Origin of the sequence: Leifsonia poae, from assembly GCF_020009625.1 — a bacterium.
Lineage (GTDB): Bacteria > Actinomycetota > Actinomycetes > Actinomycetales > Microbacteriaceae > Leifsonia > Leifsonia poae_A.
The window spans coordinates 2,906,834-2,926,951 of the sequence record NZ_JAIHLP010000002.1 but is presented as its reverse complement, the minus strand read 5'-3'; the positions used below and the strand labels follow the sequence as shown (position 1 = coordinate 2,926,951).

Below are 20,118 nucleotides of genomic sequence, written 5' to 3'. Positions count from 1 at the left end.
GTACTGCCGTTCTTTAGGAAAACAACGGATGAGAAGATAAGCCTTTGCGTACTCTCTCGCGCTTCGGCATGGCCGGCGTGACGGCGATGTGCAGCGTCGGCGCCGCCATCGGCGCCTGCGCGACGATGTGGGGGATCGCGGTGGCCGTCGGCTCCGGATACTCCACCGCCCTGTTCGCCACGGTGATCGCACTCACGCTCTCCCGTCGCACCTTCGCAGACCGCGCGGAATTCCTGCGAACGTCGGCGCTGCTTCCGGTGGTCGGCCTCGCGGCGGCGGCCGTCGGCTGGCTGCTCGTGGCGCTGCCGGCGGTCGGCGCGGCGGCGTTCGTAGCCGGGATGTCGTTGCCGATCTGGATGCGTCGATTCGGCGAACGCGCCTCGCGGGCCGGCGCACTGATCACCCTGCCGTTCGTGGCGATCCTGGTGGCCCCGACCGCACCGCCGCACACCGGACGATGGTGGCTCGACCTGCTGATGCTCGTCGGCGCATCCGTGGTCGCGATCCTGTGGGTGTGGCTGTTCCGCGACCTCGGAGCGCTTCTCACGGTCGGGCGCGCCGGTTCCGTCGCGGCTGCCGCGCCGACACGGGGTCGCGCCGTGGCGCCTGAGGATTCGTCGCGGCGCGGCGCGACCCCACGCCCGAGTGCGGGGGCGAAGCGGTCTCGCGCGCTGCCGGCGAGCACACGGATGGCGTTGCAGCTGGCGGTCGCGCTGACCGCCGCCTTCATCGTCGGCAGGATCCTGTTCCCGGAGCATTCGATGTGGACCGTATTCACGGCGTTCATCGTGTGCTCCGGCAACCGGGGGCGCGGCGACGTGGTCTACAAGAGCGCGCTTCGTCTGGGAGGGGCGCTCGTCGGCACCGTCGGTGCCGTCGCCCTGACGTTCGTGGTGGAGCCGACCGGATTCAGCGCCGTCGCCGTGATCTTCGCCGCGCTCTTCCTCGGCACCTGGCTGCGGGAATACAGCTACGCATATTGGGCGCTCACCATCACGCTGGTGCTGACGATGCTGCAAGGCCTGCTCGGAACGGCCCCGGCCGACGCCGGCGAGATCGGCCTGATGCTCGGGGAGCGGATGCTCGCGATCGTCGCCGGGGCCGCTCTCGGCATCGCCGCCAGCTGGTTCCTCCTGCCGGTGCGCAGCGCGGATGTGGTGCGCAAACGGCTCTCGGAGGCGCTGCTGGCGCTCACCGCCGTCTTCGCACCACCGCCCGATGACGCCGCGCCGACGAGCCGCGCGGAGCGGGCAGCCGCCTTTCGCGCCTCGGTGGACCGACTGGAGCAGCTGGCTCCGGCGCACCGCGCTCATCGAGCCGTGTATCGGCACCGGCGGCACGCCCGCCCGATCGACTGCATCGAAGCGGCGGCGGCGCTTCCGGACACCCTCGACCGCCGCCTCGCGGCGGGGGCGCGAGGCGACGCCCCACCGGCCGCGACAGGTGCAGGCGAGGCCGACCCCGCGACCGAGCGGGCACGACTGCGCGACGCCATCCGCACCGCGCGGCAGAGCCTGGCGGCGCCGGCGGACTTCGACCGCATCCTCGGCGCACTCCAGGCACTTCGCGCCGCGCTCGGGCCGCCGGTAGCCTGAACGCATGATCAAGCCGCCGCAGACAGCGAAGAAGCCGACCGAACGCGTGCAGCACGGCGATGTGTACATCGACGACTACGAGTGGCTGCGCGACAAGGACGACCCGGCGGTGCTCGCCCACCTGCACGAGGAGAACGCGTACACCAACGCACGCACCGACCACCTCGGCCTGCTCCGGGAGCAGATCTTCGAAGAGATCAAAGGACGCACCCGAGAGACCGACCTGAGCGTTCCAACACGCGAAGGCGACTGGTGGTATTACACGCGAACGGTGGAGGGCCGGCAATACGGCATCCACTGCCGCGCACCCATCGCCGACGCCGACGACTGGGAGCCGCCGACACTCGACGAAGAGACCCAGCGGGCCGGACTCCCCGGCGAACAGATCCTGCTCGACGACAACCTCGAGGCGGAGGGGCACGACTTCTACTCGCTCGGCAGCTTCGACGTGAGCGCGGACGGCACGCGGCTGCTCTGGGCGGTAGACACCGAAGGCGACGAGCGGTACACGATCCGCATCCGGTCGCTGATCGACGACGGGATCGTGTTCCCGGACGAGATCCCGGACACCAGCTCGGGCGCGCTGTTCGACCAGAGTGGTGAGTTCGTCTTCTACACGACGGTCGACGACGCCTGGCGGCCGGACACCGTGTGGCGGCACCCGGCCGGCACCGCGCCGGCCTTAGACGGCGCAGACAGCGGAGACGTCACGGTGTTCCACGAGCCGGACGAGCGGTATTGGATCGGTGTCGGGCTCACCCGCAGCCGTCGCTACCTGGTGATCGAGGCCGGATCGAACATCACCAGCGAGGCCTGGCTGCTGCGCTCGGACGACCCGACCGGCCAGTTCACCGTCGTATGGCCGCGGGAGGAGGGCGTCGAATACGACATCGACCATGTCGTGGTCGGTGACAGCGACCGGCTGCTCATCGTGCACAACCGCGACGCGGTGAACTTCGAGCTCGTGAGCGTGGCCGCCGACGACCCGAACGGACCGCGGCGCGTCCTGCTCCCCCACGACCCGCAGGTTCGCCTCGAAGGCGTCGACGCGTTCCGCGACTTCGTCGCCATCGAATACCGCCGGGACGGGTCGACCCGCGTGGCCGTCGCCCGCGTGCCCGAGAAACTCGGCGACGGCGACGACACCCCGCACGAGCTCCACTTCGACGAAGAACTGTTCACCGTCGGCGTCGGCGGCAACCCGGAATGGACCCAGCCGACACTGCGCCTCGGCTACGGCAGCTTCGTCACGCCGTCGACCGTGTACGACTACGACGTGCGCAGCGGCGAACTCCGGTTGCGCAAACAGCAGGCCGTGCTCGGCGAGTTCGACCCCGCCCTGTTCGAGCAGCGGCGGGAGTGGGCGACCGCGAAAGACGGCACGCGCGTCCCGATCTCGCTGGTCTACCGCCGCGACCTGGTGACACCGGGCGAAGCTGCGCCCCTGGTGCTGTACGGGTACGGGTCATACGAGGCGAGCATGGACCCGTCGTTCGGCATCCCGAGGCTGAGCCTGCTCGATCGCGGCATCGTTTTCGCCATTGCGCATGTGCGCGGCGGCGGTGAGCTCGGCCGGCTCTGGTACGAGCACGGCAAGAAGCTGCACAAGAAGAACACGTTCACCGACTTCGTCGACAGCGCACGCCACCTCATCGACACGGGCTGGACGACCCCCGACCGGCTGGCCGCGCAGGGCGGAAGCGCGGGCGGCCTGCTGATGGGCGCGGTGGCGAACCTGGCGCCGAAATACTTCTCGGGCATCCTCGCCGAGGTGCCGTTCGTGGACCCGCTGACGAGCATCCTCGACCCGTCGCTGCCGCTGACCGTGATCGAGTGGGACGAGTGGGGCGACCCCCTGCACGACCCCGAGGTCTACGCCTACATGAAGTCGTACTCGCCGCTGGAGAACGTGCACGAGACGCACTATCCGCGCATCCTCGCCGTGACCAGCCTCAACGACACCCGTGTTCTCTACGTGGAGCCGGCGAAGTGGGTGGCGCGGCTGCGCGAGGTGGGGGCGGATGCGCTGCTCAAGATCGAGATGGCGGCCGGCCACGGCGGTGTCTCGGGCCGGTACTCGGCCTGGCGCGAGCGGGCGTTCGCCTACGCATGGCTCATCGACGCGGTCGGCGCCCACCCGACCGGCGAGTAGTCCGCCCGGCCGGGTCTCCGCGCCGCCGGGTCCGCCCGGCCGGGTCCGCGGAGTGTTCGTGTGCCCGGCCGGGAGACTCAGCGAGAGGGACCAGACGGGCGGTGACGCTTCGGGAGGGTGATCGGCCCGGTCTCGTCGACGAGGTCGGCGGGAGTGCGACCGGTGCCGCGAACGGCCAACCGGTAGGCGAGCAGAAGCAGAGCGAGCCAGACGGCACCGACGATGAGGGCGATCCTGGTGTCGTCGAAAAGCCCGAGGACGACGATGACGAACACCACGAACGCAAGAGCGACGTAGGAGGCGACAGGCCAGAGCGGCACCGGGAACTCCGACGGCAGTCGTCCCTCGCGACGCACCTGATGTTTCATCCGGAGGTGGGAGAGCAGGATCATCAGCCACACCCACACGGTCGCGAACGTGGCGATCGAGGCGATCACCAAAAAGATGCCCTCGGGCATGACCGCGTTCAGTATGACGCCGACGAGCAGTGCGGCAGCCATGACGATCACGGTCATCCAGGGGACGCCGTTCGCGGTCGTCTTGCCGAACGCCCGCGGAGCGTGCCCCTGCTGTGCGAGGCCGAACATCATGCGTCCGGCGCCGAAGATGTCGCTGTTGATCGCGGAGAGCGCCGCCGTGATCACCACCGCATTGAGGATGGACGGCGCGGCCGGGATCCCGACCGACTCGAAGATCATCACGAAAGGGCTGCGGCTGCCATCGATCGCGTTCCACGGCACGATCATCATGATCACGGCGAGAGTCAGCACGTAGAACAGCAGGATGCGCAGGGGCACCGAGTTGATGGCCTTGGGGATCACCGTCTTGGGGTCGGCGGCCTCACCAGCGGTGATCCCGATCACCTCGATGCCGCCGAACGCGAACATCACCACGGCGAAGGAGGCGATGATCCCCTCGATCCCGTTGGGGACGAACCCGCCCGTCGACGGGTCGAACAACGCCCCCACACCGGATGCGCCCTCGGTCTGGATGCCGAACCCGAACACGATCACCGCGATCCCGCCCACGATCATCGCCACGATCGCGACGACCTTGATGATCGAGAACCAGAACTCCAGTTCGCCGAACACCTTCACGCTGAACAGGTTGAGGGCAGCGATGAAGAACACGATGGCGAGCACCCAGATCCAGCGGGGGATGTCGGGAAACCAGAACCCCATGTAGATGCCGAACGCCGTCACGTCGGCCAGCGCCACCACGAGCATTTCGAAGGCATACGTCCAGCCGGTGATGAACCCGGCCCGCGGCCCCAGATACTTGCCCGCGTACTGCCCGAACGACCCGGAGACCGGATGCCGCACGGCGAGTTCACCGAGCGCCCGCATCACCATGAAGACAGCGAGACCACCGATGATGTAGGCGATCAGCACAGCCGGCCCAGCCTTCTGGATGGCGGAGGCGGAACCGTAGAAGAGACCGGTGCCGATCGCCGAGCCGAGCGCCATGAACCGGATGTGCCGCGCGGTCAGTCCGCGCCGCAGGGCCGTCGGAGTCGCACTCCGACCGTCGGCGGACCGGGCGCTCGGGGCCCCGTCGGCTGCGGACTCCGCGATGATGCCCGCGGTCGGCTCAGGGTCGGGGAGGGGGGTGTGCTGCGTCATTGCTGCTCCGATCCGGTCAGTGACGGCGATGAGGGAACCACCGTCGTCCCACCCAATCGGGCATGCATTTTCTCCGGCTACCGGCCTGCCGACTTCCGTGTCCGGTATCACAGACGCACCCCGGAACTCCCACCGAGTCCGCGCGAACTGCCCGCCGAGTCCGCGCGAAATCGGCCGAAACCCGTCGAGCACGCAGACAATTCGTGGACTCGACTGGTGCGGGGGGGGGGGGGAGAGGAGAGAGGGGGAGAGGGTCAGCCTAGGGTGTTGGGGTCTTTGCCGGTGCGCTCGCCGGACTCGAGGGAGGCGATGGCGGCGAGATCGTCGGCGTCGAGCTCGAAGCCGAAGACGTCGAGGTTCTGACGGATGCGCTCCGGCGTCACCGACTTCGGGATCACGACCGCGCCGAGCTGCAGCTGCCAGCGGATCGCGATCTGGGCAGTGGTCACCCCGTGCTTGGCCGCGATCGCCACCAGGACCGGCTCGCCGAGGATGCGGCCCCGGGCGAGCGGAGACCAGCCCTCGGTGACGATCCCATGCTCGGCGCCGTAGCCGCGCACCTCGGTCTGCGGCAGCCACGGATGCAGCTCCACCTGGTTGACGGCCGGCACGACGGCGGTCTCCCGCGCCAGACGCTCGAGGTGGTGGATGTGGAAGTTGGCGACGCCGATCGAGCGCGCCCGACCCTCCTCGCGCACGCGTTCGAGGGCGCGCCAGGTCTCGACGTACCGGTCTTGACGGGGCGCCGGCCAGTGGATGAGGAACAGGTCGACCGTGTCGAAGCCCAGCCGGTCGAGGCTCTCGTCGAAGGAGCGGAGGGTGCTGTCGTAACCATTCTCCTCCCACCAGACCTTGGTGGTCACGAAGACCTCGTCACGGTCGAGACCGCTGCGCCGGACCCCGTCGCCCACGCCGCGCTCATTGCCGTAGAAGGCCGCCGTGTCGATGTGCCGGTAGCCGGCGTCGAGGGCGGCGACCACCGCATCCCCGGTCTCGGATTCGGGGATCTTGTACACGCCGAAACCGAGCTGCGGGATGCGGTTGCCGTCGTTCAGCGGGATCGTCGGAATCGTGGTCATGGCTCCATTGTCGCCTCACCGGCGACACGGAAGGCGACCTTGAGTGTTCGCTGGCAATGGCGCCGCAGCCCTTGCAGGCCGGTGGCGACCGCGGGAGCGTGGGCCGTTCTTGGGATACGCAACTGGAAGGAGAGCACATGCTCACCCTGACCGAGAACGCCAGCACGATCGTCAAGACCATCACCGGGCAGTCGCCCGACGCCGAGGAGGCGGGTCTGCGCATCAGCAGCAGCAACCCGCAGAACACCGCTTTCGCCGCTGCGGTCGCCCCCTCCCCCGAGCCGGCCGACCAGGTCGTCGAGGTGTCGGGCGCGCGGCTCTTCCTGGAGCCTGGTGCGGCCGTCGCGCTCGACGACAAGGTGCTCGACGCCCAGGTGGACGCGAGCGGCTCCGTCAGCTTCGCCCTCGGGGCCGTCGCCTAGGCGAAAACCTCGGCCCCGGCGCCGCAAGCGCACCGGGTCGTTGTCACGAATCGCCGTGCGAGCCCGCGGGCGCACGGCGATTCGTGACAACTCGTTTCGCCCTCGAGGGTTCGGGGCGTCGACGGTCAACCTGCAACCACGGAGGCCGGTCACCGGCCGCCGCATAGTCGATCCATGGGCGCGTGGTCTCGACGACATGGCGCGGGAGGATGCCCGGGTTGCCCTCCAGCGCCTACGCGCCCAGGTCGACCCCGACCAGCCCGACGAGCGGGTCGACGCGGAGCACCGTTCCCCCCTCTGCTGTCGGGAGCTCCCCGAGGTCGACGACCGGGTCGTCGACCCAGACCCACCGACGCCCGGCGGCGAACCGCTGGATGAACCCGATCTTGTCGAACTGCACCGGCAGGTAGGGCCAGGGCCGGTCGGGCAGATCGAGCACGTCGTGCAATGCGATATGCGCGTTCGGCCCCCACTCGGACGCCCAGACGATGCTGTATCGGGTCGCGAGCCCGGCCACGAGTCCGGCCGTCCCGCGCGGGATGTAGACCTCGCGCGTCCACTTGCCCGCCGCCGAGACCCGCATCCGGTCGGCCGGGATGGCCGGAACGTCGTCGAGCGCGACGACGTTCGTCACTCCGAGCACGAGCAGGGGTTTGAGCGGGTCGGCGACCGGCACCGGCCGATACTTCGTGAGCGGCGCGAGCATGTCAGCCCTCGGCCGGCGCGGCGGTCGGCGCCATCGGGTCGAAGAAGAAGTTGCCTCCGGTGATCCGCACCACGTCGTCGTCGCCGCCGAACGCGACGCCGACCGGATCCCCGCCGGCCTGCACCACCTTGATCTGCTTGGCCATCATCCGGCGGAGCATCGAGACCCCCTGATCGGTGGTGGTGAGGTGGTCCTCCGAATGCCAGGAGATGTCGCCCTGGCTCTTCTGGGCCTCGTAGTCGCCCGGCAGCCGCTGATGCTCTTCGTCGGTGAGCTCCCGCCACGGCCTGCCCTCGTGCGTCGACCGAAGTTTCGTGAGGAATTCCGGATCGTCGTCGACCGCGAGCGTGATGATCCGGAACGAAGTGTCGTCACACGGCACGACCCAGCCGATCATGTTCGTCGTGCCGCTCGCGAGCTTCGGGCTGGCCACGACACGCAGGTTCGGGAAGACGACCTCGGTCACCCGGCGCAGAGCGGAGCGCTCGTCGATGGTGCGGATCTGGGTCGACCGCACGCCGACGGGCGTGTACTCGAAGTCGACCTCGGGGATCAGCGCCATCTCGGGCGTGAACTGGTTCCCGCTGAACCGGGCGTGCAGGATCGGCACATGGAACGGGTCCATCACGTTCTCCCAGTGCTGTAGCCAGTTGAAGTCGAGCAACGCCGGCCCCCCGCCGCCGACACCCGCATCGTTGACGATGAGGGTCTGCCCCTCGGGGATGTCTTCGAAGACGTCGTATCTGGGCAGCAGCGGCTTCTTCTCCGCCGGGCCCATGTAGATCCAGACGAGACCGTACAGCTCCTGCACGGGGTACCAGGGTTGGCGCATCCGGTCACGGTGCTTGCCGAGCTCGGGTTCGCACGGCTGCTCCAGCGTGCGGCCTTCGGTGTCGAACAGCCAACCGTGATAGCAGCAACGGATGCCCTCTTCCTCGACACCGCCGTAGAAGAGGTTCGCGCCCCGGTGCATGCAGCGGGGGTGCAGCGCTCCGGCCTTACCCTTGCGGGTGCGGAACAGGATGATGTCCTCACCGAGGATGCGGATGCGCGTCGGTCGCGTCGTCGCCTCTGTCGACGCGGCGATGGGATGCCAGTAGCGGCGGAGCACTTCGCCGAACGGCGTGCCGGGCCCCACTTGTGAGAGTTCGAGCAGCGGGCCTCCGAGGGCGAGCCCGTAGGCGGTCCCGGTATCCGTGGGTTCGGTCATGACATCGGACATCGTCGTCTTGTCCCTCCATCTCGCGGCGGTTTCGCCGGACTGCTGCGACCGGCGAAGCACTACGCTAAACGTAATGAACCAGTTAAACAAGTCTAATAGCGCCAACGGTCCCCTGCCGGCCATCCGACCGGCCATACTGGACTGACCATGTCGACCCCCACCGTGCGCCGCTCAGCCGTCGAATCCGTGGTCGCCGACATCGAACAGTCGATCGCCGAGGGCGCGCTCGCCGTCGGCTCCCGCCTCGGCACCCGTACCGACCTGGCCGAGCGCTACGGCGTCGCGCCGACCACCGTTGCCGAGGTGGTGCGTGTGCTCGACGCCAAAGGGCTGGTGACGACGAAGACCGGACCGCAGGGCGGGATCTTCGTCGCCCACCGCTCGGCGCACGCCGTGATCGGCAACGGACTCCTCAGCCTGCAATCCGTCGAAACCTCGGCGCTCGACTGCGTGCGAGTCATCGACGCACTCGATCCCGCCATCGTGGCGGCCGCGACCGAGTTCCGCAGCGAGGCAGACATCGACGACCTCGAGCGCCTGCTCGACGAACTGCGCACGAATTGGGCCGACCGCATCGACGGCCTGCGCTCGAATTGGCGGCTCCACCGGCGCATCGCGGAGATCGCACCGAACCCCATGCTCAAAGTCGTCTACCTGAACCTCCTCGCGTACGTTGAAGCAAACGAGGAACCGTACGCCCGGGATGCAGGGATCCCGCCGAACTCGGTGGTGCGGCTGGAGATCCACGAAGAGCTCGTCGCGGCGATCATCGCCGGTGACGCGGAGGCCGCAGCGCGAGCGGTTCGACGGCACCAGACGGTGTACGACGACTACCTGGTTGTCGACGGGCGCTGACCGGCCTCCCCTCGAGCGTGCTCAGGAGACGAAGATCTCCCCCGCCGGCGTTCGCTTTTCGGCCTGGAACGCGTCTTCTGCGCGGCCGAGCGCCCAGTAGGCCGACAGCGACATCGCCCGGCGGTCCAGTTCCCAGGTACGCGTCAACACCGCGCCGATCCGTTTGATCGCGCCGCGCTCACCGTGCGCGAACACGCCGACCGAACCCGTCACGGGCGCCATCGCCGCGACCGCGCCGACGAGCAGTTCGCCGTGGCCGGCGCCGCTCACCGAACGGTGCAGCCAGTCCACCGCGACACCGACCGGGGCGGTGAGCGACAGCTCGTCCTCCGGGCCGTGCACCTCGATGACCACCCGGCCGCGCGCATCCGGTCGCAGCGCCTCCACCGCCGCCGCGATCGCCGGCAGCGCCGACTCGTCACCGACGAGGAGATGCCACACCTCCGGGTCTCCGCTCGGCGTGTAGCCGCCGCCCGGACCGGAAAGAGCGACGAGGTCTCCTGGTGCGGCCTGCGCCGCCCACGGTCCCGCTATTCCTTCGTCGCCGTGCACGACGAAGTCGATCGCGATACGGCCGGCCGACCGATCGACGGAGCGCACGGTGTACGTGCGCTGCGACGGCAGATCTTCGACCGGCAGTCGCTCCCGCAGTTCCGCCAGGTCGTAGGGCGGCTCCAACCCGAGCTCGGGGCGGGCGAACGCAATCTTGACGTACTTGTCGGTGGATACAAGCTTGCCTTCATCCGCCGCCTCGAGCAGGGCGACGACCCCCGGGCCCTCGAAATGCACGCGCACCATCCGCGGCGAGAGCCGTTCGCTCTCCGCCACGCGCAACACGTGCTGCACCCCCCGGGCACGGCGAACGGGTTCAGACGGAGCGGCGTTCACGGGCGAGTCCATACCGTCGACCGTATCGCCTCCGAATGTGCACCCGGCTGTGCCTTGTGCCGCCCACGGATGCGTCGGGCCCGCTCGACCGACCGTCTACACGTCGGTCGACGCCGAGAGCCCGGTCAGGTCGGTGGCGTAGTGGAAACGCACGCGCGAACCGAGCCAGACCGTGCGTGAGGTCTCCAGCAGCTCGCCGTTCAGCCGCCCGATCGACCAGTCGACGAAGACCTGCGAGTCGATCCCGGTCTGCAGCAGAACCGACTCGGTCGAGGTGACAGAACGCACCTCGAGAAAGTGCTCGACATGCGTCGATGCGAGCCCGAAGGTCTCCAGAGTCTTCGACACCGACGATTCGACGAGCGGCGCCTGCCTCAACGCGTCGGCCGCCTTGCCCGCGAGCCAGGAGTCGGTGAGCCCGATCGGCCGGCCATTCACCAGGTGCAGGCGCTTCAGGTGCAGCCGCGGCGCGAGCCGCTCGTCGGCGGAGAGTTCGTGGCTGACCTCGTACGGCTCGTCCTCCACCACGGAATCCCGGAGGTACACGGATTCGGCCGTCTCGCCGGCGGCCCGGAAACGATCACGCCACGGGGTCATCAGCCCGAAGTCGTGCTGCACGAGGCGCGGGCGATCGGCGACGAACGTTCCCGTTCCCTGCCGGCGCTCGACGTAGCCGTGGTCGGCCAGCGCCGCGAGCGCCTGCCGGATCGTAATGCGGCTCACGCCGTAGATCGTGGCCATGTCGTTCTCGGTCGGCAGTTGCGACCCGATCTCGAGCTCCTGGTCGATGAGCGATCGGAGGTCTCGTTCGACCTGCGCCCACGCGGGCAGTGGCGACTTGCGGTCGACGGTCGTGGCCATAGCTGCGATCGGATGTGCGACGGATTCGACGGTCATTCGAGGTCCCCAACTGTTTCGAATAGATGTCATGATTATAACATCATGACCTTTGGTGGGCGCGACATCCCGCGGGATGCCGCGCCCCCAGTTTCAGACCGCGGCGGGCTCCTCGTCCAGCTTGATGTGCCGCGCATCCATGTTGACCGCACCGCCACGGAACGGCGGTCGGCCCCACTTCGCCGCCGCGGCATCGGCGACAAGGGTGCCGACGGCGGCCCCGGCCAGCTCGAACAGCAGCGAGCCACGGATATCCGCTCCGGTGTCCCCGCGCAGGAGGCCGACGCGCTGCAGGGTCTGCCCCGTGCTCTCCAGGGCGACCGCCAGGCGTTCGAACCGCGCGCTCCCGTCCTTGCCGACGAGCTGAAGTGTCAGATGCGCATCCGGGCCGATGAAGTAGTCGACGTGCCCGCTCTCCTCGAGCGCGACCGTGCGAACGGTCAGCCCGGTCGCCTCGATGAGCTTCAGCATCCAGAAGTCGCCGGCGCCACGGAGCTCGGGCAGTGTGAGCAGCGAGATCCCGGTGGGCGCGGAGGCCGGAAGTCCCTGGATCGCCCCATCGATGACGTCGCGCTGTGCCGCGATCACGTGGGCGAGGTCGTTCGTGGCCTCGGCCGTGTCGACCCCACAGACCGCAGCGACACCCAACCCCAGCATGAGGTGGCCGGCAACGGGCACGACCTCTTCGATGCCCAGCGACGGGACCAGCTGCAGCTCATCGGCTTCCGCCGCCAGCGGGGAATCCGGATTGGAGGTGATCGCGATCGTGCGCTTGCCCGCCTCACGAGCCAGCCGCAAGGCTCGCACCGTCGCGCCGGACGTGCCGGAGTGCGAGATGCCGACCACGATCTCCGCTCCAGCGGGAAGCCGGCCCGTCCAGGTGATGTCGCCCGACGACAGCGCCCGGTGGCCGAAAGCCGACGCCAGCAGCCCCGAGGAGAGCGAGTCGCCGGAGCCCACGAACACGGCGCCGTCGAGAGCCCCGGCGCGGATGCTCGGCCGCACATCGGCGGAGTCCTGCAGAGCGGTGATGATCCGCGTGTACTGATCAGAGTTCATGTCAAAGTTCCTGGTTCGATTCGATGGTGTTGAGTGGTGCGGTGAGCGGGTCGGAGGCGAGCAGCCCGGCGTGCCCCCAATCAGAGAGGGCGAGACGGGCGACGCTCACGCCGAACTGCGCCGCCGTGACGAGATCGGCGCCGACGGCGAGCGCCGCGACGATCGCGGCGGCCGAGGAGTCGCCGGCCCCCGTCGTCTCCACGACCCTGACCGCGGCGTCGCGCACCGACCAGACGCCCGACGGCGCGACGACGTACATTCCTTCGCTGTCGAGCCGAGCGATCACCGGCAGGCCGAGCGCCGCCGACATTTCGCGCGCGGCGGCCCGCGGATCCTTGTTCAGCAGCCGGAGCTGCACGCGGCTCGGCAGGATGACGGCGCCGGTCGGGCTGACCCGCTCGAGGTAGGTGATCCCCTCCACGCTCAGGGGAAGCTGGTGCGGGTCGAGTCCGACCGGAATCGGCCGCCGCACCGGCGGCCGTTCGGTCGGCGAACTCTCGAGCAGAGCATCCACCCGGTCATAGAAGGCGACCGGCGCGGGAAGCGCCACTGCGGCAGCCTCAGAACCACCCTCGCGTGGCTCTCCGCCCTCCAACTCGACAGACGACACGGAGGCGGTCTCCACGATCCGCCGGCCCTCCGGTGCGTTCAGGATCCAGACCCGCGGCACCGAAGGAGTCGTCTCCGACGAGGAGAGGTCGACGCCCACCTCGCCGAACAGACGAGCGAAGCGCCCGTCGTCGGCGGGGAGGTTGGTGCAGAGGGCGGCGGTCGCGCCGGCAACCAGCCGGGCCCCGAGGGCTCCGAAGAGTCCGGGTCCGCCGAGCTCGTCGAAGCGCGCTCCGGCCCCGACGGTGACGAGGTGGTCGAGGGAGAGCCCTCCCCTGACCCCGACGACCTTCGGCATCAGAACGTCTGCAGCGCGTACTGCACGGTGCGGTCGCGCGGTCCGTCCATCTCGAGCAGGTAGACGCCCTGGCTGTGCCCGATACCCAGTTCGCCCGCGACGACCGGAAGCTGGAGCGACTGCACGCCGAACACGCAGCGCACGTGCGCCGCCGCATCCTGAGGGCCGTCGTGGAGGTGCACGAACGGCTGATCGACGGGGATCTGGGATTCAATGAACAGGCGGATGTCCTGAAGGGTCGTCCCGTCGACGCCGGAGTTGAAGATGAGGGTGCAGGTGGTGTGCGGGAGGAAGACGTGCAGCACGCCGTCGCCGTGGTCGCCCCGGGCTGCATCCCGGAGCTGGTCGGTGACATCGACGTAGTGCACAGGGTTCGCGAACCCGGCCGCCGGCGTCGTATTGACGGGGATGCTGCTCCACTTTCCAGTGGTTGTCATTTGTGTTGCCTTTCCTAGGGGTGGTCAGAGGGATGCGATGCGTTCGACGGTGAGTCCGTCGGCCGACATCGTCCCGGAGTCGATGAGGAATCCGCCGCCGCCGCCGAGCGTGCGAGGCGTCTCCGCGGTGAGGAGGAGCTCCCCGTCGACGAGGAGTGCGAGGTGGGGGCCGAAGCATCGGAGTTCGACGTCGTACCGCCGGTCGAGCCGGGCAGGGAACGAGCGTGAGGCGAGCGTGCGCCGTTCCGGCCCGTTCTGGTCGACGAGCCTCACCTCGCCCGCCGCGAAAACAGCACCGGCGAAGCTGCGGTGGCCCCGAGCACGCACCACGAGGCCGGCTCCGTCGTGCAGAGAGAAGACGAGGGTCGAGCGCACCGAGTAGTCGACCCACTCGCGCGATCCGATCGTCGCGACACCGCCGCGTTCGGGGTGGGAGACCGAGTACGTCGTCGCGAAGTCCGCCTCGAAGTTGCGCGCGGAGCTGACCCACGGCGCGAGCGCCTGCGGTTTCGTGTCCCAGATGGAGTCGAGGAGGATACCCTCCTGCTGGAAGCGACGCGGCGCACCCGACCAGTCCATCCCGTGGAGGAGCAGCGTCGACCCTGCTCCGGGTTCCGCGATCGCCGCGACTCCGACCCGGAACGGGATGAGGGCACCGGCCACCGGGATCTCCCAGTCGAGCCGTGTCTCGCCGGCATCGACCGACGACAGCGGTCCCCGCTCGATGTGGACGGTGTCGCCGTCCTGGTAGACGGCGAAGAGGAACACCCGCATCGAAGCACCGGCACTCACCGTGGCGGTGATCGTGTCGGTGGGATAGAGGGTGGGCGACGCCAGCGTCGAGAAGTTCGACATCGCATCACGCGGGTCGAGGAAGACGGGGGCGGACACGGCGGCCTGCTCGCCGGCTCCGACCCGGAGTTCGAGCGCGGCGGGGCCCGTCGAGTAATTGCGATTGACAGCCTCGGTGACCACTGCATCCGGGAGGTACGGGCACGACTCGAAACCGTGCACGGCGCCCGGCAGGCTGAAGTCGAACCGCGCCCGCCGCGGCATCGGGGGCATCCCCCGCTGCGTCCGTGCGGCGTCGACGATGCGCCGTGCTTCGCGCGCGGCGTCTGTCACACTCTCGCCCCCGTCCGCGCTGACGACGATGGCCCGATCGGCCACTGGAGTGCGCAGGTCGGGGACCGCGGCGAACGCATCCAAGCCCAGCCGGATGCCGGTCAAAGCGCCCACAGTGCCCGCGTTCGAGTCGGTGTCGAATCCGACCGAGGACGCCACGGCGACCACCGTGCGGAAGTCGTCGCCGCCGAGACGGAGAGCCGCGAGCGACATCGCGATGTTCGAGAGCGCGTGACACGGGCCCGGGTAGACGGCATAACCGTAGTGGTGGTCGACCCAGTCGCGGACCTCGCGCCAATCGTCGGTCGCGCCGACCCGCTCGACGACGGAGTCGATGATCCGCAGCAGGCGGGCATCGGTCACATAGCCGCGGCCGAGCTCGATCAGCCGATCGAGCCCGCGCTCCTCGAACGCGGCTGCGCGCATCGCAGCGAGGAACCCGGCCGACTCCACCGCCACGCCGTCATGGCTGACACTGGCCGCGGCCGCGGTCATGGCGACCGCCTGATCCGGGTCTCCCGGCACCATCATCGCAAAGGCGTCGGAGAAGATCTGGGCGCCGATCTGTTCGGCGAGAGTCGAGCCGTTGTGCGCGATCGAACCGCTCTGCGGTGCGGGAACACCCCGCTTCAGGTTGAGGAACGCCGTGTGCTCGGTCGAGCGACCGTAGCCGCCCCACCACAGGATCGTGCGGTCTTCGATGATGTAGTTGAGCCAGGTCTCGCCGACCAGCGCCGGCGTGATGTCGGCGCCGCGCGCATCTTCGACGGACCGCCCGAAGGCCAACGTTCCGGAGATGTCGTCGTCGGCGACGATGAGCGGGATGCCGAGGTCGTCGTTGACGTAGTGGTCGACCACGCCGAACCGCGACCGGATCTCGTCGTAGGGCCATCCCTCGACCGGGCGCCCCAGGTAGACCCCGATGAGTTTGCCGAGCACGCCGGCGTACACGCGCGCCGCGTAGTCCTCGTTGAGTTCGATCGTCATCTCAGCCCTTCACCGCGCCGTTGGCCATACCGTCGACAACGAACCGCTGGAGGGCGATGAAGACAGCGAGGATCGGAACAATGAGGATGAGCGCGCCGGCCATCATCGTGCCGATGTCGGTACTGAATGTGCCGTTCATCGTGAGGAAGCCGAGGGTGAGTGTCTGGTCGGACGGGTTCTGCAGGAAGGTCGAGGAGATCAGGAACTCGTTCCAGGCGTTCAGCCCCACGATGACCCCGACGGTGATGAGCCCCGGTCGAACCATGGGCAGGAGCACCCGGCGCACCAGCTGGAACGTGTTGACGCCGTCCATCAGGGCCGCCTCCTCGATCTCGGCCGGCACGTTCAGGAAGAAGGTGCGCATGAGGAAGGTGGCGAACGGCATGTTGATGGCGGCGAGGATCACCCCGACCACGAACACATTGTCGGTGAGGTTCATGGCCGCGACGGCCGAGTAGAGGGGGAAGATGAACAGCTGGATCGGCACGGTCATGGCCATCGTGAGGTAGACCATGATCGCGGGCCACCGCTTGACCTTCTGACCCGCGAGCACGTAGCCGGCGAGTCCGGAGCAGATCAGCACGACGATGACCGTGGTGGCCGTCAGCAGGATGCTGTTGACGAACCCCTGGCCGAACTGTCCATACGTCCAGGCCGTGATGAAGTTCTCGATGCTCAACGATGTGGGCAGCTGGAACGGGTTCGCGAGCACCTCCGCATTCGTCTTGAAGCTGTTGACGAGCACGAGCAGCAGAGGGATGAGCGCGATGATCGCGAAGACCGCGAGCACCAGGTTTCCGGTCACGCTCTTGAAGATCCGGTTCATCGTGCCAGTTCCTTTCTGCTGATCCGCGTATAGACGACGGAGGCGATCAGGCCGAAGAAGCTCATGATCAAGCCGACGGCCGCAGCCTTGCCGAACTCGAAGGAGGAGAACGCGAACGCGTATGCGTACGTCCCCATCACCTCGCTCGAGTGGGCCGGTCCGCCCTGGGTGAGCAGGAAGACATAGTCGAAGGCGAGGAAGGAGAAGATCACGGTCATCACGCCCATCAGCAGCAGCGTCGGGCGGATGCTCGGCAGATAGACGTGACGGAAGACGCCCCAGCTATTCGCCCCGTCGACGATGGCGGCCTCCACCTGGTCGATCGGCGTCTGCCGCATCGCACCGAGGTACACGACCGTGAGGAACCCCCAGTAGTGCCACATGTCCACGGCCGCGGCGGCGTACAGCGACGTCGCTGTCGAGCCGGTGGGCGGCTGGATGTGCAGCAGGCCGAAGATCCCGCCGTTGGGGTTGTAGATGATGGTCTGCCAGATCAGCGCGTTCACGACCGGGGCCAGCACATACGGCATCAGGTAGATCACCTGGTAGAAGGTGCGCATCCTCTTCCGACGCAGGAGGAGAGCAGCCGTGAGCAACCCGATGATCGCCGGAAGGGTGAGGAACAGGACGAGCCATTTGATGTTGTTCGTCAGGGAGGTCGCGAAGACCGGATCGGCCAGGATGTCGCGGAAGTTGTCGAGGCCGACGAAGTCGAAGGTGAACCCGATGCCGCTCCAGTTCGTGAACGCGAACAGGAGGGTGAGGAGCCCGGGAACGACGACGACGACGATCGAGAGCACGAGCGCAGGGGCGATCAGGAGGTAGTTGATCGTGTTCCGACGCCGGATGTGGCTGTTGCGGCGCTCGGTCGGAGCGGGCCGCGCCGGCGCCCGCACGGGTGCGGGCGCGAGGGTGGTGACCATGAGAGTGTCCTTCGATGAAGGGGGCGCGCCGCGCGTGTCGGCCGGCACGCCCCCGTCTGCGTCTGTTCTAGTGGGCCGGCTGAGGCAGCGGCGGAACGAGACCCTTCGCCTGCTCCTCTTTGAAGACCTTCTCGATGCCCTTCAGGAAGTCGGCGGCCGACTCCTTTCCGAGCCACACCGAGTCGATGTCCGTGAAAGCCGTCGCGGTCGCCGGCGGGAAGAACGTGCCGGCGAAGAACCCGTAGTCGCCTGCGTTGACGCCCTGGATGGTGTTCTTGATGGAGTCGACGAACGGCTTGGAGAGTCCGCTGTAGTCGTTCGCGTCGAGGTCGAAGTTCTTCAGCGGAACGGCCCAGTAGCCCGGCCAGGTCTTGTTCATCTCTTTCGCGAACGTGTCGGTCATCATGTAGTCGATGACCTCGGCCGCGCCGTCCTTGTTCTTGGATGCCGCGTTGATCGAGAGCGACGCCGTCGTGCCGAGCGTGTAGTAGGGCGTGGGGAGGCTCGGGTTGATGGTCGGGAATGCCATGTATCCGAGGTCTCCGGTATTCCCGGTCTTGTCGTTGAAGTAGTTCGAGGCGAACTGGAACGCCAGGCTCGGGCCGATGAAGAACGGCGACTTCTGCTGGCTGAGCAGCTGCATCGACTGGTCGAAGTTGAGCGTCGGGTAGTCCTTGCCGCCCAGGTAGCCCTTCTGGTAGAAGTCGGCCGAATCCTGCACGGCCTTCTCGAACTGCGGGTCGGTCCACGGGATCGTCCCCTGGAGGGCCTCGTACATGGCCTTGCCTCCGGCGACCTGCGAGAGGAAGAGCGAGATGTAGTTCTGGTTCACCGGCTTCCAGCCCTGGTTGCCCGTGACCGACGAGTACAGACCCGCGGCAGCGGCTTTGTCCATGACCTTGACGAACTCGTCGTAGGTCTTGGGCACGGCGACACCGAGCTTGTCGAGCACCTTCTTGTTGTAGAAGACGCCGATGTCCTCGATCGAGTTCGGCAGCGAGTAGAGCTTTCCATCGACGGTGCCGGATTGGTACATCGGGGCGAGGATGCGATCCTCCCAGCCGTACTTCTTCGCGTACGGGGTCATGTCGGCGAGTTTGCCCTGGGCGGCGTACTGTGCGGCGAAGGCCGGACCGGAGCCGTAGACGATGTCGGGCCCTTTGCCTGCGCTGAGCGCGACCTGGACGTTCTTGTCAACGGCGTTGTTGAACGTGACCTGAAGGGTGTACTTGTCCTGTGACGCGTTGAAGTCGTCGACGAGAACCTTCTTCATCGTCTGCTGCTGCTGGGGCGGTGCACCCCAGAACCACAGCTGAAGGGTCTGACGGCCTCCCGCTGCGCCGCCTCCGGCGCATCCTCCCAGGGTCATGGCCACTGCGGCTGCGATACTCACCGCAGCGATGACGAGCCTCTTTCGTTTCATTGCCAAGCTCCTCCACTCGGGTCCGATGCGACGCGTCGCTGCGTCACATTGGTTTGGTTGTATGGACTCTATAACCTTCATACCTATGTGTCAATCGCCGTCGCGGACCCAGCGCGCACGCCCCTGAGCCGCAACCGCCGCATCCATCGCCGCCAGCTCGACGATGCCCTCGAGTGCGATCTCGGTGGCGGCCGCGTGGCCGGCACCCGCCACGAACGGCGCAGCGGCGATGACATTGTCGGCGACCGAGCACACCGAGCCACCGCGCTTGCCGAACAGGGCGGCCAGAGTGACCACGGCAGCCGACTCCCGGTCACCGTTCAACACCCCCGCCCGCGCCCAGGTGTCGAGGATGTCGGTGTGCCACGGCTGGAAGTAGCCGCCGACGGAAGGCCGGCCGACCCCGCAGAAGTCGCTGTCGCTCGACCGGGTCACACCGACCCGGTACGGACGCTCGGTGCGCTCCGCAGCCCGCGACAGGGCGACGACGACCTCATACGAGGAGACCGCCGGATACGACGCCGGCACGTAGGCACGCGTCATCCCCTCGTCGCGCACGACGCCGGAGGTGATCACCACTTCCCCCGGAACGACGGCGGGATGGATGCCGCCCGAGCCGCCGACACGGAGGAACGTGTCCGCTTCGGTGAACTCCAAGAGCTCATGCATGATCAGCTCCGCCTCCGGCGAGCCGCTTCCCCCGGAGATGGCGGTGACGGGCACGCCGCGGTAGGTTCCGGTCCAGCTGGTGAACATCCCGGAGCGGCCGATCTGCTCGGCGTCATCCAGCCGGTGAGCCAATTGGGTCGCCGGGTCGTCGTCGTAGGCGCACAGCGGGTCGCGAACGAGCAGCAGGACATACCGCGCCACCCGGGCGGGGTCGAACTGCGAGAGGGCCGGCCGCCCCTCGACCAGGAGGCCCCGCTTGGGCAGGTTCGCCGCGTAAGCGTACGAGTCGTAGAGGGCGGAGGGGTCCCAGGTGTCGGTCATGTG

General features: G+C 68.1%; 18 protein-coding genes. 4 read left to right on the top strand and 14 right to left on the bottom strand.

What is annotated here, in order from left to right; all coding sequences use genetic code 11:
- Positions 1 to 44: 44 nt before the first annotated feature.
- Complete coding sequence (locus tag K5L49_RS14815; protein WP_223693892.1) at positions 45 to 1,595, top strand: FUSC family protein; 1,551 nt, start codon at positions 45 to 47, stop codon at positions 1,593 to 1,595.
- Positions 1,596 to 1,599: 4 nt separating this feature from the next.
- On the top strand, positions 1,600 to 3,747 hold the full coding sequence (locus tag K5L49_RS14810; RefSeq protein ID WP_223693891.1) for a S9 family peptidase: 2,148 nt from the start codon (positions 1,600 to 1,602) through the stop codon (positions 3,745 to 3,747).
- Positions 3,748 to 3,824: 77 nt separating this feature from the next.
- Here the strand turns inward: K5L49_RS14810 and K5L49_RS14805 are convergent, their stop codons facing one another.
- Together K5L49_RS14805 and K5L49_RS14800 are read right to left on the bottom strand one after the other, a co-directional pair.
- Positions 3,825 to 5,369, bottom strand: a complete 1,545-nt coding sequence (locus K5L49_RS14805; RefSeq protein ID WP_223693889.1) for an amino acid permease — start codon at positions 5,367 to 5,369, stop codon at positions 3,825 to 3,827.
- Between the two features lie 254 nt (positions 5,370 to 5,623).
- Positions 5,624 to 6,448, bottom strand: coding sequence for an aldo/keto reductase (locus tag K5L49_RS14800; protein ID WP_223693887.1), 825 nt, complete (start codon positions 6,446 to 6,448; stop codon positions 5,624 to 5,626).
- 137 nt (positions 6,449 to 6,585) lie between these two features.
- Here K5L49_RS14800 and K5L49_RS14795 point away from each other — a divergent pair, with 137 nt between their 5' ends.
- Positions 6,586 to 6,870: a Fe-S cluster assembly protein HesB gene (locus K5L49_RS14795; RefSeq protein ID WP_223693886.1), complete on the top strand. Its 285-nt coding sequence runs from the start codon at positions 6,586 to 6,588 to the stop codon at positions 6,868 to 6,870.
- Between the two features lie 232 nt (positions 6,871 to 7,102).
- Here K5L49_RS14795 and K5L49_RS14790 read toward each other — a convergent pair whose 3' ends face one another.
- On the bottom strand, positions 7,103 to 7,576 hold the full coding sequence (locus tag K5L49_RS14790; RefSeq protein WP_223693884.1) for a hypothetical protein: 474 nt from the start codon (positions 7,574 to 7,576) through the stop codon (positions 7,103 to 7,105).
- Position 7,577: 1 nt separating this feature from the next.
- Positions 7,578 to 8,786: an aromatic ring-hydroxylating dioxygenase subunit alpha gene (locus K5L49_RS14785; protein WP_223693882.1), complete on the bottom strand. Its 1,209-nt coding sequence runs from the start codon at positions 8,784 to 8,786 to the stop codon at positions 7,578 to 7,580.
- Positions 8,787 to 8,945: 159 nt separating this feature from the next.
- Here K5L49_RS14785 and K5L49_RS14780 point away from each other — a divergent pair, with 159 nt between their 5' ends.
- On the top strand, positions 8,946 to 9,653 hold the full coding sequence (locus tag K5L49_RS14780; protein WP_223693881.1) for a FadR/GntR family transcriptional regulator: 708 nt from the start codon (positions 8,946 to 8,948) through the stop codon (positions 9,651 to 9,653).
- A gap of 21 nt (positions 9,654 to 9,674) precedes the next feature.
- Here K5L49_RS14780 and K5L49_RS14775 read toward each other — a convergent pair whose 3' ends face one another.
- The 10 genes from K5L49_RS14775 to K5L49_RS14730 form a co-directional block, all read right to left on the bottom strand.
- Positions 9,675 to 10,553, bottom strand: coding sequence for a siderophore-interacting protein (locus tag K5L49_RS14775; RefSeq protein WP_223693879.1), 879 nt, complete (start codon positions 10,551 to 10,553; stop codon positions 9,675 to 9,677).
- 84 nt (positions 10,554 to 10,637) lie between these two features.
- Positions 10,638 to 11,438, bottom strand: a complete 801-nt coding sequence (locus K5L49_RS14770) for a GntR family transcriptional regulator (protein ID WP_223693877.1) — start codon at positions 11,436 to 11,438, stop codon at positions 10,638 to 10,640.
- A 93-nt stretch (positions 11,439 to 11,531) separates the two neighbouring features.
- On the bottom strand, positions 11,532 to 12,497 hold the full coding sequence (locus tag K5L49_RS14765; protein ID WP_223693875.1) for an SIS domain-containing protein: 966 nt from the start codon (positions 12,495 to 12,497) through the stop codon (positions 11,532 to 11,534).
- Between the two features lies 1 nt (position 12,498).
- Positions 12,499 to 13,404, bottom strand: a complete 906-nt coding sequence (locus K5L49_RS14760) for a PfkB family carbohydrate kinase (protein ID WP_223693873.1) — start codon at positions 13,402 to 13,404, stop codon at positions 12,499 to 12,501.
- Positions 13,404 to 13,841 (bottom strand): secondary thiamine-phosphate synthase enzyme YjbQ, encoded by a 438-nt coding sequence (locus K5L49_RS14755; RefSeq protein ID WP_223693872.1) that lies wholly within the window; start codon positions 13,839 to 13,841, stop codon positions 13,404 to 13,406. The genes K5L49_RS14760 and K5L49_RS14755 overlap by 1 nt, the downstream gene beginning before the upstream one ends.
- A gap of 24 nt (positions 13,842 to 13,865) precedes the next feature.
- Positions 13,866 to 15,953: an ADP-ribosylglycohydrolase family protein gene (locus tag K5L49_RS14750; protein ID WP_223693870.1), complete on the bottom strand. Its 2,088-nt coding sequence runs from the start codon at positions 15,951 to 15,953 to the stop codon at positions 13,866 to 13,868.
- Between the two features lies 1 nt (position 15,954).
- Positions 15,955 to 16,779: a carbohydrate ABC transporter permease gene (locus K5L49_RS14745; RefSeq protein WP_223693869.1), complete on the bottom strand. Its 825-nt coding sequence runs from the start codon at positions 16,777 to 16,779 to the stop codon at positions 15,955 to 15,957.
- The gene (locus K5L49_RS14740; protein ID WP_223693867.1) at positions 16,776 to 17,702 is read right to left on the bottom strand and encodes a carbohydrate ABC transporter permease; all 927 of its coding nucleotides are present in this window, start codon (positions 17,700 to 17,702) and stop codon (positions 16,776 to 16,778) included. Before K5L49_RS14740 ends, K5L49_RS14745 begins: the two co-directional genes overlap by 4 nt.
- Positions 17,703 to 17,769: 67 nt before the next feature.
- On the bottom strand, positions 17,770 to 19,125 hold the full coding sequence (locus K5L49_RS14735) for an ABC transporter substrate-binding protein (RefSeq protein WP_223693865.1): 1,356 nt from the start codon (positions 19,123 to 19,125) through the stop codon (positions 17,770 to 17,772).
- 90 nt (positions 19,126 to 19,215) lie between these two features.
- Positions 19,216 to 20,115 carry a nucleoside phosphorylase gene (locus K5L49_RS14730; RefSeq protein ID WP_223693863.1) on the bottom strand — a complete coding sequence of 300 codons (900 nt, stop codon included), beginning with the start codon at positions 20,113 to 20,115 and terminating at the stop codon, positions 19,216 to 19,218.
- Positions 20,116 to 20,118: the final 3 nt, after the last annotated feature.